The organism is Prosthecobacter sp. (genome assembly GCF_044373815.1).
GTDB lineage: Bacteria > Verrucomicrobiota > Verrucomicrobiia > Verrucomicrobiales > Verrucomicrobiaceae > Prosthecobacter.
The window spans coordinates 1-15,435 of record NZ_JBIPNG010000030.1; the positions used below are offsets into that span (position 1 = coordinate 1).

Here is a 15,435-nt window from a genome sequence, read left to right on the forward strand (position 1 = left end):
AAGTGGAACTACAGCTACTTCACCACCGAGCCGACGCTGAACATTGTCAGTCACTTCTTTGTTGAGAAGGATGGGGTGACTTACAAGGCGCATCGTGAGGCGGGGCGTGAGAAGACGGAGTTCATCCGCAGCAAGGATCTATGGTTCCGTCCGATTGAGAATCGTGTGGGGCCGGATGGTGCGTTGTATGTGGTCGATTTTTACAATCAGGCGGTGATTCACAATGACACGCGTGGTCCGATTCATGGGCCTGCGAATGCGGCGGTGCGTCCTGACCGTGACCATTATTTTGGGCGCATCTGGAAGGTGCAGCACAAGCAGGCGACGAAGGTGGTGAAGAAGGATAAGAATCTTCAGGCAAGCATGGGCAGCGATGCCCTCAAAGCCTACGAAGCAGCTCAAAAGGCCGTGAAGACCGATGCGGGGCGCGAGCAGGTTCTGAAGGACTTTGCGGCTGCAAAGGAGGACTGGAGCCGTTCTGCGCTGATTGCCGCCTGTGCTGATCAAGCGCAGCCAAGCATTGAAGCCGCGCTCGCCCATGGTGGGTCAGAAGCTTTCGTGGCAGCATTGCTTCCAGCGGCTTTGCCAGCTGGTGCTGACAAACTTATCAGTGCCTGTGCCAATGCGGACGCAAAAGCCGATGCGCTGAAAATTGTCATCCTGCAGGGCATCACCCAGCAGTTGAATGATGGGCCTGCAATTACGCCGGAGCTGATGGCTTCCTTGAAGAAGATTCTCGCGCAACCGGCGCTTGCAGCTGCTGCGTTGCCGCTGGTGGTCAAATGGGACAAGGCGGGTGTGCTGGCTGCTGAGGTGAAGGCGCAGATTGCGAGCCTGACGGCGAAGCTGGAGGACAAGGCTGCGGCTATGGGTGACCGCATTACGGCTGCGAAGTCGCTGATTGGCATCGGTGGTGAGGCGAGTGCGCTGGTGGTGGGGGCTTTGGCGCGGCCGGATTCGCCTGCGGCGCTGCAGGGGGCGATCATTGCGGCAATGGATGAGAAGGGGAGGGTCACGGAACTTGTGGGGAACCTGAACGGGCTGAAGGCTGAACTACGCACCCAGGCTTTTGATGCTATTTTGAAGCGGCCTGAGGCGTCGTTGGCGCTGCTGAGTGCGATTCAAAATGGTAAGATTGATCCGAAGGAAATCGGGCCGGGGAACATTGCGCGGCTGCGGACGCATCCGAACAAGCAGGTGGCGAAGCAGGCGAACGCGATGATCGACAAGCTGAACCCGAATGCGAAGGCGAAGAATGAACTGCTGGCGCAACTGACGCCGGAGGTGGAGAAGCCGGGGGATGCGGTGAAGGGCAAGGCGATGTTTGCTGCGGCCTGTGCTGTTTGTCACAAGCTGGGAGATTTGGGGCTGCGTGATGTGGGGCCGCAGCTCACGGGCATGGGAGCGCATGGTCCGGCGGAACTGCTGGTGCATATCGTGGATCCGAACCGTGAGGTGGATCCGAGCTTCTGGGCCTGGAATATCACGACGAAGAAGGGCGAGACGCAGGCTGGTGTCATCATCACGGAAAATCAGGCGAGCCTGACGCTGCGCAATCAGGTGGGTGATTTTGAAATCAAGAAGGACGACATCGCCACGCGGGAAAACACCCGTCGCAGTCTCATGCCGGATGGGTTGGATGCGCTGGGTGCTGAGACGCTGCGGGACATTCTGGCTTTCATCTGCGGTGGGGAGCAGAAGTTCCGCGTGATTGATCTGCGCACCGCCTACAACGCTGACAGTCGTGCCGGCATCTTCGCGAAGGAAGATGCGAAGGACCAGACGGTGACGCTGCACAAGTTTGGCAATGTCACTGTGAATGGCGTGCCGTTTTTCGTGATGGACCCTGAGAAATCGCAAACGGGCGCGAGCCTCATTGCCCTCAAAGGTGGTGGCAAAGGGACCGTGGCTGAGAACTTCCCTGAGAAGATTGAGATCGCCACGAGCGCCACTGCTGCAAGCCTGCACTTCCTTGGCGGTGTCGCAGGCTGGGGCTGGCCTTTCGGCGGGGACAAAGCCCTCGGACAGCCTGCGATGACGGTGGATGTTGAATTCGCTGACGGCGACAAGGAAAGCATCGTGCTCAAAAATGGCGAGCACTTCGCCGACTACATCGGCAAGGCCGAAGTGCCGCTGAGTGATGATGCGGGCGACTTCACAAGGCGCGGTCAGCTGCGTTATTTTGCGATCAACTTGAAGAAGAAGGGCGCGCTGAAGAATATCACGCTGGAGACGAGCGGCAGCATCGTCACGCCCTGCACGGTGGCGATCACGGCGAGCATGGAGCCTGCGAAACTTGGGGGAGCGGCGCCCAAGCCCAAAGCGAACGGGGACGTTCGTGGTGCGCCAGAAACCGGGCCCAAAGAAGGTGGCAAAGGAGATGGGCCGCTGGTGGCCGTAACGCCGGTGCAATGGGAGTCTGGGAAGACGAAGGTGCTTGTCATTGGCGGTGGTTCATCGCACAACTTCGCGAAGTTCTTTGGCGAGACGGATGTGGCGACGCTGAAGGCGGCCGGGTTTACGGTGCATTACACGGAGGACCGCGATCAGGCTGCGGCTGAGCTGGCCAATGCGGATGTGGCGGTCATCAGCGTGAACCGGAAGTTTTTCGACACGGCGGTGTATCGCAAGGCGCTGTTTGATTTCGCGGCTGCGGGCAAGGGGATAATCATGCTGCATCCTGGCACGTGGTATGGCTTTGGCGGATGGCCGGAGCTGAATGCGCAGATCGTGGGTGGTGGAGCGCGGGGGCATGACAAGATTCATCCTTTTGATGTGAAGGCGGTGAAGGCGGATCATCCGATCATGGCGGGGGTGCCTGCGAGCTTCACGGTTGAGGACGAGCTGTACTATGTGAATGCGGAGCCGAACAAGACTCCTGCAGGAACGGCGAAGATCACGGTGCTGGCTGAGACGAGCCCGAGCGACAAGTACAAGGCGTCGCATCCGAGTGTGTGGGTTACGGAGCATGCGAAGGCGAAGGTCGTGGGCATCGCGCTGGGGCATGACGCGCGGGTGCATGATCTGAAGCCGTATCAGCAGATCCTCACGAATGCGGTGAAGTGGGCGAGTGGGAAGTAGTGATGGCCTCCAGCATTATCCAGCAATCGCCACTGCGGCTGATCACGGTGAAGGCGCGGTCTTTTCCAGACGGCATTCGTGCGTCATGGCAGGAGATCGAGTCGAAGAGTGAGATGAAGGGGCGGAAGGCCTATGGCCTGATTTGTACGACGGAGGCAGGCATGGAGTATTACGCCGGGCTGGTGTCGGATGGAGAGCTGGAGGAACGCGTGACGGGGCTGCCGGTGATTGAAGTGCCGGGTGGTCCCTGTGCGCGGATCAAGCTGGAGAACTGGAAGAGCAAGCTCGACGAAATCGGTGCGTTGTTTGCGCAGATGGCGCAGGAGCATGAGGTGGATCCATCACGGCCGGCGATGGAGTTTTACCGAGGTTTTGCGGAGCTGCATTTGCTGCTGCCGGTGAAGCGGGCGGGTGGGTGATGATGGGGAGAATGCGATGGGCCGAAGAGCGGTTTGTGTCACCGCTACGCGGTTCAACCGGATTCCACAGGTGTGGGCGGCGCGATTCCGTGGGTTGGCACCCACGGCTACCGTTATGCCAGCGCTACGCGCTTCCGAGCCTGGCATGTCGGGGCGATGTTGGGGCAGCGTAAACCCTGCGATTTACGAAGCCCCTGATTCCGTTTTTTGGTGACTGGATCGGAGGATGAAGGGCATGGGTGTTGCACCGCGCTCAAGGACGGGCTCATTCTTCGCACTGCGTGCTTCGAAGGACACGCGGGCTGTCGCCACACCCATCCCACGGTGGCAGATGCTGCGCTCGGAATGTGTTTTTTGAGAGCGCTGATCGACAGACAGGAGTGTCTATCGTACTTCAGACCTTGAGGAAGAGCTGCCGTTTGTGGAGCCACTGGGCGGTGGCGAGCATGATGGCGAAGGTCATGGCGGAGGGCAGCCAGTCGTAGGGTGGTGGGGGTGCGGTGGCGAGGCGTTCGCTGATGGTGCGGAAGAAGCCGAAACCGGAGCAGAGATAGAGTGCGATGGGGTTGGAGCCGACCCAGAGGAAGGGTGCGAGTCCGCGCCGCCAGCCGAGGATATCGACGATGGCGTAAAACAGTCCGAGGAGGATGGCGCTCCAACCGGCTGCGACGAGCACGAAGCTGGAAGACCAGATCTTCTTGATGATGGGAAAGAATGGATGCCATGCCCAGCCGAGTGCGAGCAGGAGGAGGCCTGCGGCGATCAATCCACCGAACTTGCGCATGGGTGATGCCGAACCGGTGATCCATTTTCCGGCGACCAAGCCGAGCAGTGCTGTGGCGATGGCTGGCAGGGTGCTGAGGATGCCCTCAGGGTCGTGATTGCCATCATGCTTGCGGCCTGGCAGCCAGATGCTGTCGAGGTAGTTGGTGAGGTTCATGCCTTCGGCGAAGTTTCCTGCACCCACGCCCGGCACCGGGACAAAGCGCAGCAGAAGGAAGTAGCCGATGAGCAAGGCGGCGGCGGCCACCGTCAAGCCGCGGGTCTTCAGGAGCAGCGAAAGCAAACCGGCGGCTGCTGATGCGATGCCGATGCGCTGCAGCACGCCAAGCCAGCGGATTTGATCCCAGCCGTTCTTCACGCCGCCGGAGAAAATGACGCCGAGGACCACCAGGATGGCCGCACGTGCGAGCAGGTGGCGGATGGTCGAGAGGCGGCCCTCTCGTGCGAGACGCCGGGGCAGTGCGATGGCGAGCGAGACGCCTGCGAGAAAGAGGAAGAGGGGGAAGATCAGGTCGTAGAAGCGGAAGCCGGCCCAGTCCACGTGCTTGAACTGCGTGGCGATGCTGGTGACGAGATCGGACTGCGGGAAGGCGCGATTGAGGATCTGGGAGACGACGGTGGAAAGACCGAGAATCCAGCACATGTCGAAACCGCGCAGGGCATCGAGTGACAGCAGGCGTGTCGAGGAGGCGGAGGATGAAAGCGGGGCAGGGGACATGGGAGAGGCGAATATCAGGAGTCATACGGAGTGGACAGCGCAAACGATCAGGCGGGTTCCGCGAACAGAGCAAAACGGCGGACTGGCGGTATTGTGCAAGATCTGGCTTAAACACGTGATCGGTTTTCGAGCGTCTCGTGGCATGAGTGAGCCGATATGCCTGCGGAAAGCGGTAGCTGCGCTCGTTCCTCGCTTCGCAACCGCAGTCCAAAAGGTTTGCGATGGACGCTACAAATGAAAAAGGGCAGGTCCGAGGACCTGCCCTTTGGGGATTCGATGCTGAATCGAATGATTACTTCACGATGCCGAGGAGCTCGACTTCGAAGATGAGAGGGACGCCTGGGCCAATGCCGCCGCTTGGGCTGCCGCTGTCGCCGTAGGCGAGATCGGAGGGGATGGCAAACTTCCACTTGGAGCCGACGGGCATGAGCTGAAGACCTTCGGTCCAGCCTTTGATGACTTCCTGCAGGCCGAAGGTGGCGGGCATGCCGCGCTCGACGGAGCTGTCGAAGACGGTGCCGTTCACGAGGGTGCCGTGGTAGTGAACGCTGACGGTGTCGGTGACGGCGGGCTTGGGTCCGGTGCCGGCCTTGATGATTTCATACTGCAGGCCGCTCTTGGTGGTGGTGACTTCCTTGCGCTTGCCGTTGGTTTCGAGGAATTTCACACCCTCTTCCTTGGCGGCGGCCATTTTCTGCTTCACGGCGGCCTGTTCAGCGCGCTGCTCAGGCGTCATGTTGGCTTCAGCCTTGGCCTTCATGAAGATCTCGAAGGAGGCCATGGCCGAGGTGAGTTCTTCTTCGGTGTAGGCGGGCTTGTCAGCGCCGGGCTTCACGGTGTGGGTGATGCCTGCAATGAACTTTTCGATATCGATCGGGATGCCTTCGCTGGCGAACTGCTGGCCAAGGCCGGTGCCCATGGAGTAGCTGGAGCTTTTCTTGGAGGTGAGAGCGTCCTTGACGCCTTCGGTGAATTCCTTGAGGTCAATTTTCTCCTGCTGCTTGAGGATGGAATTGCCGACGTTTTTGCCGATGAAGTAGCTGACTTTGTCCATGGGGAGGGTGGGGGAGGCTGCGGGTGCGTCGGCCGGCTGTGCGGGCTTGACGTCCTGAGCTTGAATGAGAGGTACCGCAGCAAGTGCGGTGCAGAGCAGGGCGATGGTGGGTTTCATATTGGAGGCGCGGAGACTACCCAGTGGCCCGTGGCGGTCAATGGCGGCCTTGGCGGGGCGGGAAAAAGCCGTTTGACCCCGCCCCCCCCTTGAAGCACTATCGCCGCCCCTCTAACCAGAACCCATATGCCCGCGAAAATCTATACTGAAAAAGACGCCAGCCTTGCACCGCTCAAAGGCAAGACCTGCGCTGTGATCGGCTTCGGCTCCCAAGGCCACGCCCACGCCCTGAACCTTAAAGAGAGCGGCGTCAATGTGATCATCGGCCTCTACCCCGGCAGCAAGAGCCGCGCAGTGGCAGAAGAAAAGGGCCTCAAGGTCTATGACACTGCTGAAGCCGTCAAGAAGGCCGACGTGATCTTCGTGGCCGTGCCGGACACGAAAATCGCCGCTGTGTTCGACAAGGACATCAAGCCATTCCTGACCAAGGGCAAGACCCTGCTGTTCAGCCACGGCTTCGCCATCCACTTCAAGACGATCACCGTTCCTGCGGACGTGAACGTGATCATGGTGGCCCCGAAAGGCCCAGGCCACATCGTGCGCCGTCAGTACACCGAAGGCAAAGGCGTCCCCGCCCTCATCGCCATCTATCAGAATGCTGACAAGCAGGCCAAGAAGATCGCCCTTGCCTGGGCGCACGGCATCGGCGGCACCCGTGGTGGTGTCCTCGAGACGACCTTCAAGGAAGAAACCGAGACCGATCTCTTCGGCGAGCAGACCGTGCTTTGCGGCGGCGCCAGCGCGCTGGTGCAGGCCGGCTTTGAAGTGCTGGTGGAAGCTGGCTACGCTCCTGAGATGGCCTACTTCGAGTGCTTGCACGAATTGAAGCTGATCGTCGATCTGATGAACGAGTCTGGCATCGCCGGCATGCGTTTCTCGATCTCCGAAACCGCCAAGTGGGGCGACGTGAAGGTCGGTCCGAAAATCATCGACAAGTCGGTGAAGAAGCGCATGAAGGAAGCCCTCAAGGACATCCAGTCCGGCAAGTTTGCCAAGGAGTGGATCCGCGAGACGAAGACCGGCTACAAGAAATTCGACAAGCTGCTCAAGGACGGCGAGAAGCACCCGATCGAGAAGACCGGCGCACGCCTCCGCAGCCTGATGCCTTGGATCAAGAAGCGCGACATCAAGGGCCAGCAGGCCAGCTACTCGTAAGAGTGGTGGAAGACGGTGCCGCTGCCGGGACCGTCAATGAATCAAGAAGGGCGCGGACTGGAAACAGTCCGCGCTTTTTTTATGCCCGCATGTCTGCCTGCGCTTGGGCGGGAGTGCGGAAGAGGACCGCAACGCAGAAGGTGACGACAGTGCCAAACATGATGCGCCACGGGAACTCGATGACGGGCACCCAGTCGGCATGTTTCCAGGTGCTTTTGGCATTGAAGAGTTTCAGCACATCGATGTCCAAGCCACTGAGGTAGGCGACAACGATGAAGCCTGCGAGCATGGCGAGGGAATTGCCAAAATCATTGCCACGGGAGCGGGTGAAGAGGCCCACCATGAACACACCCAGCAGCGAACCGTAGGTGTAGCCGAAGATGCCCAAGATAATGGGAAGGATGCGGAGCGTGGGATTGTGTGCGGTGACCCAGGCGGTGCCGAGCGCAACGGAGATAAGCAGGCCGGCGAAGAGAACGGTGCCAAAGCGCAGCACGCGCACGCGGCCTGCGTCTGTGGCGGGCTCGCCGAACCAGCGGAAGTGGAAATCGCGCACGTAGCTGGTGGCGAGGGCATTGAGCGCAGTACTCAGGGAGCCCATGGCGGTGGCGAGGACGCCTGCCAGCACGAGACCGCGAATGCCAGCGGGCATGACGGTGAGGATGAAGTGGGGGAAGACCTTGTTTGCGGAGACGATGCCGGATTCACTGCGTGGCAATGTGAGGTCCGGATTCTGCTGGTAGTAAACCCAAAGAAGGATGCCAATGGCGAGAACGACGAGCGTGATGGGCACGTCTGCCAGACCGGAGAGGATGGTGGCGACGGCGCTCTGCTTTTTGTTTTTGGCGGTGAGCATGCGCTGCACCATGTCCTGGTCCGTGCCGTGCGTGGCGAGAGTGACGAAGGTGGAGCCGAGGAACGCGGCCCAAACGGTGTACTCCTGTTCGAGGATGCCTTTGATGTTGCCCCAGACGCCTGCGCCTTCCTTGAAGCCCCAGTCCCAGAAGAGCAGGTCTTTGTCGCCGTTGAGCAGTTTGGTGGCGCCGGCCCAGCCGCCGGGGATGTGGCCGAGCAGATAGAACAAGGAAAAGCCGAGGGCGCAGATGAGGACGATGATCTGAATCACATCCGTCCAGATCACGGCGCGAATGCCGCCGATGGAGGTGTAGAGTGCGGTGGCGAGTGTGACGAACACCAATGCGCCGCCGGTGAGGAAGAACTCCTTGGTGGGAGACAAGAATTCGTTGGGATATTGCAGATGCCACAGCAGAACCAGCAGCATGCTGGGCACCCAGAGTCGTGTGCCGCTGGCCAGCGTGCGGGTGACGAGAAACACGGCGGACGTCAGCCGCCGCGTGCGGGGGCCGAAGCGCTGGCCGAGGAATTCATAGATGCTGACGACATTGTGCCGGTAATAGGCGGGAATAAAGACGGCGCTGACGACCACACGGGCGAGCAGGTAGCCGACAATGAGCTGGATGTAGGTGAAATTGCGCAGCGCAAACCCTTCGCCCGGAGCTCCAAAGAAGGTGCCGGCACTGATCTCCGCCGCGAGGATGGAGGCGAGGACGGCCCACCAGGCAATCTGCCGGTCTCCGAGCGTGAAGCCTTCCACGCTGTCGCTTTTGCTGCGCTGCGAAAGACCGATGCCGATGATCAGGGCGAAGTAACCGAGGATGACGATCGCGTCGAGGAGGTAAGGCATGGCGTGTGTGGTGCGAAGTCTCGCTGCAAAGCACCACACACGTCAAGAGAACAGCCTGTGGCTGTGGAAACTAACCATGGGCGGGGACACGCCCGTGCTGCGGGCTATTTGGTGACGACGTTGGTCTCCAGCTTGGGCAGCGCGCGCACGATGACGCGTTCTTCGACCGAGGTGCCACGGGGTGACACGATGGTGATTTCCTCATAGACCTTGCCGATGTCCTTGTTGGTGAGCGGATGATGGATCAGCCTGCGTGTGGCGACGGTGGTGTCTCCCAAGGCTTGAACCGTGACATTTCCAGTCTGTGTGGGAGTGGCGGCACGAGCACTTGCAGCCTGGGCTCCTGCGCGGGGGGCGGAGCACTGGGTCAGCAGGACCGTGGAAAGAGTGAGGGCGGAGAAACCGAGGGTTGTGAAGAGGGATTTCATGGTTGGATGAGGTCGTAAGTTCAGCACGAAGCTGAGGCTGGATTGGACGCGGCTGAGCGGAAGGCGTTCAAAGTTTGGGATGGCATCCTTTGCCCTAATCCTGGGGCAGGTGAGCTGGTGTGGCATTTTAGAGTTGCCTCCCGGAGGTGGGTTACGCATTGTCCCATGCATCAATGCCTAAAATGCGAATCCATTGGGTGGTGTTTCTCGCGGGCCAGCTTGCATGGGCCGGCGTGAAAGCGCAGCCACCGCAGGCGGATGTGTCGTTCGAAACGGCACGGATGCTGGCGCTGCATCAGCATTACCAAAGCGTGGCGGCGCTCTCTGCCCAAGGGCGGCTGGTGGAAGCAGAGGCGGAGCTGCGGGTGATCGTGTCCACCTGCAGGGAGGTGTTTGGCAAGGAGCATCCGGACACTCTGACGAGCCGGAGCGATCTGGCGGCCACGCTGGCGGGGGCGGGCAAGTATGCCGAGGCGGAAAAGGAAAACCGCGCGGTGCTGATCATCCGACAACGTGTGCTGGGCAAGGAGCATCCCGACACGCTGCTAAGCCGGAACAATCTGGCGGCGACGCTGCAGGAACAGGGGCGACATGCCGAAGCAGTGCGCGAGTACCGTGCGGTGCTGGAGGTGCGGCAGCGAGTGCTGGGCGAAGAACATTCGGACACGCTGGACAGCCGCAACAACCTGGCGACGGCACTGAATGACATGGGCAGGCATGCGGAGGCCGAGAAGGAACACCGGGCGGTGCTGGGGCTGCGCGAAAGGCAGCTGGGTGTGAAGCATCCGAAGACCCTGGCAAGCCGGAACAATCTGGCGGCGGTACTTCAGGAGCAGGAGCGCCATGCCGAGGCGGAGCAGGAACACCGCAAGGTGCTGGCGCTGCGCGAGAAGGTGCTGGGAGCGAAGCATGCGGATGTTTTCATGAGCAGTTTCAATCTGGCTTTGTGCCTCGAAGCGCAGGCCAAGCACAAGGAGGCGCTGGTTTTCATGCAGCGCGCCGGTGCAGGCTTTAAAAAAAGCCTGGGTGAGAGCCATCCGTACACTCAAGCGGCGGAGGAATGCCGGGTGCGGATCGCGGCGGGGATCAAAAAATAAATGCCTTTCCTGAAGGCATTCTGCTGCAAAAGCTCTCGCGCCATGGCTGGTACTCGTTAACATCGGCCCCCAATGTCAGCCGTCAACTTCGTCAAAGAACTGCGCCATAACTGGAAGACCATCGGCGCGGTGGCGCCCTCCAGTACGGCGCTGGCGGAGCGCATGATGGAGTCTGCGGGCGTGTGGAAATCCAAACGTATTCTTGAGCTTGGCCCGGGAACGGGTGCTTTTACGGGAGCCATCGCCGACGCCATGCCGCATGATTCTGACTATGTGGGAATCGAGCTGATCGACACCTTTGTGCAGCAGCTGCGGCCACGGTATCCCAAGATGCGCTTTGAGTGTGCTGGTGCGCAGGAGTTTGATTTCAGCCAGGTGCTGCCTGCCGGGGAGAAGTTTGACACGATCGTGAGCGGTCTGCCATGGACGGCGTTTCCGCGCGGTCTGCAGGAGGCCATTTTGAACAATGTGCTGCCGCATCTGGCGCCGGGAGGATGCTTTGCCACCTTTGCGTACTGGGGTTTTCACAAGCTGCCGGGCGGCAGGCAGTTTCGTGCGCTGCTGCATGAGATGACGCATGGCGTGGAAACCAGCCGCATCGTGTGGGGCAATGTGCCGCCGGCGTTTGTGTATCTGGCGCGGAAAAAGTGAGCGGGTTTACTCCGCTTTCTTCTTTTTGCCTTTGCCCTTTTTCTTGGGAGCTGCGGTGGTCTGCTGATCGTTTTTCGTGGGCATCGGTGCTTTGATGGCTTCGCGCCACGCGATCATTTTGGCGTGCAGTTCTTTGGTTTTTTCGGGCTGTTCGGCGGCGAGGTTCTTTTGCTCGCCGATGTCATCTTTGAGGTTGTACAATTCGAGGCGGCCGTCTTCGAAGAACTCCATGAGCTTCCAGTCGCCTTCTTCGATCAGGCCGACGGGGGTGGTGCGCCAGGTGTTTTGTCCTGCGCCGAGATAACCGGGGAAGTGCTGGTAGATGGCGTCGCGCTTCAGACTGGCGGAGGCATCGCGAAAGACGGGGACGAGGCTCTCGCCATCGAGGGGCTGATTGGCGGGTGGTGTGGCTTTGCCGATGTCGGCGAAGGTGGGGTATAGATCCACGTGGATGGTGGGCACATCGCTGCTGGAGCCGGGCTTGGTGACGCCGGGCCAGCGGACGATGAAAGGGACGCGGGTGCCGCCTTCATAGAGGCTGCCTTTGCCGCTGCGGAGCGGGGCGTTGTCGGTGATGTCGCCGCCTTTTTTGATGCCTTCGCGGGCGTAACCGCCCACGCCGCCGTTGTCGCTGGCGAAAATGAGGACGGTGTTGTCGGCCAGTTTGAGTTCGTCGAGCGTGGCCATGACGCGGCCGACGCTTTCGTCCACGCTGGCGATCATGGCCGCGTAGACCGGGCTGTGATGACCACCGACGGGGGGCTTGTCCTTGAAGCGGGCGGTGATTTCATCTTTGGCATCGTGCGGGGAGTGGACACCGAAATGGGGCAGGTAGAGGAAGAAGGGGGCGTCTTTGTGGCGCTGGATGAAATCGACGGCTTTGTCGGTGAGGAAGTCGGCGAGGTATTCGCCTTTTGGGTATTCGACGGGTGGCTGAGTTTTGAAATCGAAGTGCTTGCCCATGGTGACGATGGCTTCGTCAAAGCCGCGCTGCCCGGGATGGTAGGCGTCTTTTTCGCCGAGGTGCCATTTGCCGAACATGCCGGTGGCGTAACCGGCCTGCTTCATGGTTTGAGCGATGGTGATTTTTTCCAGGGGCAGCTGCTGTGCGTTGTCCACCGGGCGCAATGGGCGCGACTCCCAGCCAAATCGATCGATGCCGCCCACGGTGTAGACGCCGGTGCGTGGGGCATACTGGCCGCTCATCAGGGCTGCGCGTGTGGGCTGGCAGTTCTGGCAGTGATGATGCCGGGTGAGCTTCATGCCCTGAGAGGCCAGTTTGTCGATGTTCGGCGTCTCGTAGAATTTGGAGCCAAAGCAGGCCACGTCGGTGTAGCCGAGGTCATCGGCGAGAATGAAGACGATGTTGGGCGCGCGATCTGCGGCGTGCAGGGAGAGGGTGAGGAGGAAGAGGCAGAGCAGGTGCTTCATGCGCCCGTGAACGGCTGGTGCAGCCGCGAGATTGCATGATTTCAGCATCGACAGCCGCAAATGGAGCCGCTTTGATCGGCGCATGTCCCGGCTCCTCCTGATCCTTCCATTCCTGACCGCGCTTAGCTTCGCCGCCGATGTGGCGATCAAGCCCGGTGTGCGCTCGCCCATTTCCTTCAAAGTCTCACCGCAGGTTTCCGACAATGCGCAGATCAAGATGCGCATGCATGCGGCGGAAACGCCGCCGCCCTACGACGTGAGCATGGAGAAGTTCGACATCATCGTGCCGAAGAAGTACAAGAAGGGAGATCCGCATGGACTCTTCATCTGGGTGAGTCCGAGTCCCGCGCCTTCGATCTCGCCTGAATGGGAGGCTGTGCTGGCGGAGAAGAAACTCATCTTTGTGGGTGCGCACAATTCTGGGAACAACCGCGAAGTCTTCGCCCGCATGCGCATGGCGGTGGATGCGAATGACAACCTGCGTGAGCTCTATGACATCGATGACAAGCGTGTCTATGTCTCCGGCTTCTCGGGTGGCGGGCGTGTGGCCAGCATGCTCGGCGTGACATATGCAGACATGTTCACCGGGACCATCGCCTTCATGGGCACCAATTTTTACACTGACATCGTCACCCTTGATAAAAGTGAGGTCTTTGAGGCGCGGTACATTCCGCATGAGGAGATTGCCGCGCTAGCGAAGGACCAGTGCCGTTATGTGCTCGTGACGGGAGAGAAGGATTTCAATCTCAAGAACACGAGCGCGGTGTTTGAAAACGGCTTTAAGAAAGAGGGGTTTAAGGCGGTGGAGTTGATGAATGTGCCGGGGCAAGGGCACCAGCCGCCGAAGGCTGAATGGCTCAAGAAAGCGATCGAGTTTCTGGATGCGGGCAAGACGGTGAAGAAGTGATCAGCGTGGGTCGTTCACGCGACCCTGTCAGGTTTGGGTATGGAGGGGGGGCTATTTGAATGCCAGCCCTCCGGGCTTTCGGAGGGGCATGAGCTTGCTCCGGGCGCTCGCCTAGGCTTTTAAGCAGACCTTAGTTCTACCTTGTTTGAGTGTCTGGGGCGAGGCTGAGAGTTCCTTGTTCCGCAGGAACAAGGCTACTTTGCTGCGCTGAGACGGCAGCCGAAAGCAGCTTGCCTGACGACCAAGTCTAACAATGTGGAATTAGTCCTTCCGCTTCAACTGGGGGAAGAGGATGACGTCGCGGATGCTTTCGGCGCCGGTGAGCATCATGATGAGGCGGTCGATGCCGATGCCGATGCCGCCTGCTGGGGGCATGCCGTGTTCGAGGGCGAGGATGAACTCTTCGTCGATCTTCTGGGTCTCTTCACCGGCCTGGTGCTCCAGGCGCTCGCGCTGGACAATGGGGTTGTTCAGTTCGGAGTAACCGGGGCTGATTTCCTGGCCGTTGATGATGAGTTCGTACACGTCAACGATGGAGTCGTCTGTGGCGTTCTGCTTGGCCAGGGGCACGAGTTCTTTCGGGCAGTGGGTGACGTAGAGGGGATCGAACTGCTTGGCTTCGATGAGGCGCTCGAAGACGTGCTGGGTGACTTCGTAGTCTTCGAAGTTGGCTCCGATTTCGACGCCGAGTTCCTTGGCGCGGGCTTTGCGCTCTTCAGGCGTGTACTCATACCACTTTGGATCGACGCCTTTGAGGAGATCGGTGTAGCGGGTGCGCTTCCATGGACGGGACAGGTCGATGGACTTGGTGACGGTGCCTTCTTCGTCCTTGTGCTCGATCTTGAGACCGCCGCAGAAGTTTTCGGCGAGGTGGCAGATCATGCCTTCGACGAGGTCGGCCATCTTCTCGAAGTCCGCGTAAGCCCAGTAGGCTTCGAGCATGGTGAACTCGGGATTGTGACGGCGGCTGAGGCCTTCGTTGCGGAAGTTGCGGTTGAGTTCAAAGATCTGCGTGAAGCCGGCGACGAGCAGGCGCTTCAAATAGAGCTCCGGCGCGATGCGGAGGAACATCTGCTGATTCAGCGCGTGGAAGAAGGTCTCGAAGGGCTTTGCCGCAGCGCCGCCGGCAACGTCCTGCATCATGGGGGTTTCGACTTCGAGGAAGCCGCGCTCCTGCATGTAGTTGCGGATGGCGGCGACCATCTTGCTGCGCGTGACGAAGATCTCGCGGCTGCGGTCATTGGCAATGAGGTCGAGGTAGCGCTGACGGTACTTGATCTCCTTGTCCGTGACGCCGTGCCACTTGTCGGGCAGGGGGCGCAGGGCCTTGGACAGCGGGGTCAGTTTTTTGACGTGGATGGAGTTTTCGCCGCGCTTGGTGACGAAGGTGAAGCCTTCCACGCCGACGAAGTCGCCGATGTCGATGAGCTGATTAAACTGCACGTAGGCTTCGTCGCCGACGTCGCCCTTGCTGAGGTAGCACTGCATGCGGCCGGTGATGTCGCCGATGTCAAAGAAGGTGGCCTTGCCCATCTCGCGGCGAGAGAGCACGCGGCCAGCGACGCTTACCTGAAGCTCTTCGAAATTGGACTTCATCTGTTCTTTCAGCGAGCCCGGCTGATGCGTGGTGTCAAAGCGGCCGCCGAAAGGGTCCAGTCCGGCCTTCACCAGTCCGTCGAGCTTTTCGCGACGGAATTGGAGGAGTTCGGACTCGGAATGTTCTGGGGCTGCGGGCGTCGGTTGCATGGTCGTACGGATGAGTGGGCCGTGTTCATAGCCTTTTCCGGGCGCATTGCCACTGCAAAAGCCGGTCTTGAAGCCCCGGCGGGAGAGGCGTGCATCCCGCACATCGCTGGGAAATTGCCAATCCATGGCGGACCGCTATCATT

12 protein-coding genes are annotated in these 15,435 nt (G+C 60.2%); 6 read left to right on the plus strand and 6 right to left on the minus strand.

What is annotated here, in order from left to right; translation table 11 throughout:
• A partial coding sequence (locus ACIREA_RS04400) for a ThuA domain-containing protein (protein ID WP_397380938.1) occupies window positions 1-3,081 on the plus strand: 3,081 nt, incomplete at its 5' end.
• Between the two features lie 2 nt (window positions 3,082-3,083).
• Entirely contained in the window at window positions 3,084-3,500 is a 417-nt protein-coding gene (locus ACIREA_RS04405; RefSeq protein WP_397380940.1) for a hypothetical protein, read from the plus strand.
• A gap of 394 nt (window positions 3,501-3,894) precedes the next feature.
• Here ACIREA_RS04405 and ACIREA_RS04410 read toward each other — a convergent pair whose 3' ends face one another.
• Complete coding sequence (locus ACIREA_RS04410) at window positions 3,895-5,001, minus strand: acyltransferase family protein (RefSeq protein WP_397380942.1); 1,107 nt, start codon at window positions 4,999-5,001, stop codon at window positions 3,895-3,897.
• Window positions 5,002-5,293: 292 nt separating this feature from the next.
• Window positions 5,294-6,172: an FKBP-type peptidyl-prolyl cis-trans isomerase gene (locus ACIREA_RS04415; protein ID WP_397380944.1), complete on the minus strand. Its 879-nt coding sequence runs from the start codon at window positions 6,170-6,172 to the stop codon at window positions 5,294-5,296.
• Between the two features lie 126 nt (window positions 6,173-6,298).
• On the opposite strand from ACIREA_RS04415, the gene ilvC reads away from it, so the two are divergent.
• Window positions 6,299-7,327, plus strand: a complete 1,029-nt coding sequence (gene ilvC, locus ACIREA_RS04420; RefSeq protein WP_397380946.1) for a ketol-acid reductoisomerase — start codon at window positions 6,299-6,301, stop codon at window positions 7,325-7,327.
• Between the two features lie 79 nt (window positions 7,328-7,406).
• Here ilvC and ACIREA_RS04425 read toward each other — a convergent pair whose 3' ends face one another.
• Both ACIREA_RS04425 and ACIREA_RS04430 read right to left on the minus strand, forming a co-directional pair.
• Window positions 7,407-9,032, minus strand: coding sequence for a sodium:solute symporter (locus tag ACIREA_RS04425; protein WP_397380948.1), 1,626 nt, complete (start codon window positions 9,030-9,032; stop codon window positions 7,407-7,409).
• A gap of 104 nt (window positions 9,033-9,136) precedes the next feature.
• Window positions 9,137-9,460 (minus strand): hypothetical protein, encoded by a 324-nt coding sequence (locus ACIREA_RS04430; protein ID WP_397380949.1) that lies wholly within the window; start codon window positions 9,458-9,460, stop codon window positions 9,137-9,139.
• A gap of 182 nt (window positions 9,461-9,642) precedes the next feature.
• Here ACIREA_RS04430 and ACIREA_RS04435 point away from each other — a divergent pair, with 182 nt between their 5' ends.
• Entirely contained in the window at window positions 9,643-10,557 is a 915-nt protein-coding gene (locus ACIREA_RS04435; protein ID WP_397380951.1) for a tetratricopeptide repeat protein, read from the plus strand.
• 72 nt (window positions 10,558-10,629) lie between these two features.
• Complete coding sequence (locus tag ACIREA_RS04440) at window positions 10,630-11,208, plus strand: class I SAM-dependent methyltransferase (protein WP_397380953.1); 579 nt, start codon at window positions 10,630-10,632, stop codon at window positions 11,206-11,208.
• A 6-nt stretch (window positions 11,209-11,214) separates the two neighbouring features.
• Here ACIREA_RS04440 and ACIREA_RS04445 read toward each other — a convergent pair whose 3' ends face one another.
• Complete coding sequence (locus ACIREA_RS04445) at window positions 11,215-12,639, minus strand: sulfatase (protein ID WP_397380955.1); 1,425 nt, start codon at window positions 12,637-12,639, stop codon at window positions 11,215-11,217.
• An 82-nt stretch (window positions 12,640-12,721) separates the two neighbouring features.
• Here ACIREA_RS04445 and ACIREA_RS04450 point away from each other — a divergent pair, with 82 nt between their 5' ends.
• Window positions 12,722-13,546, plus strand: a complete 825-nt coding sequence (locus tag ACIREA_RS04450) for an alpha/beta hydrolase family protein (RefSeq protein ID WP_397380957.1) — start codon at window positions 12,722-12,724, stop codon at window positions 13,544-13,546.
• A 261-nt stretch (window positions 13,547-13,807) separates the two neighbouring features.
• Here ACIREA_RS04450 and lysS read toward each other — a convergent pair whose 3' ends face one another.
• Window positions 13,808-15,418, minus strand: coding sequence for a lysine--tRNA ligase (gene lysS, locus ACIREA_RS04455; RefSeq protein ID WP_397380959.1), 1,611 nt, complete (start codon window positions 15,416-15,418; stop codon window positions 13,808-13,810).
• Window positions 15,419-15,435 lie beyond the last annotated feature (17 nt).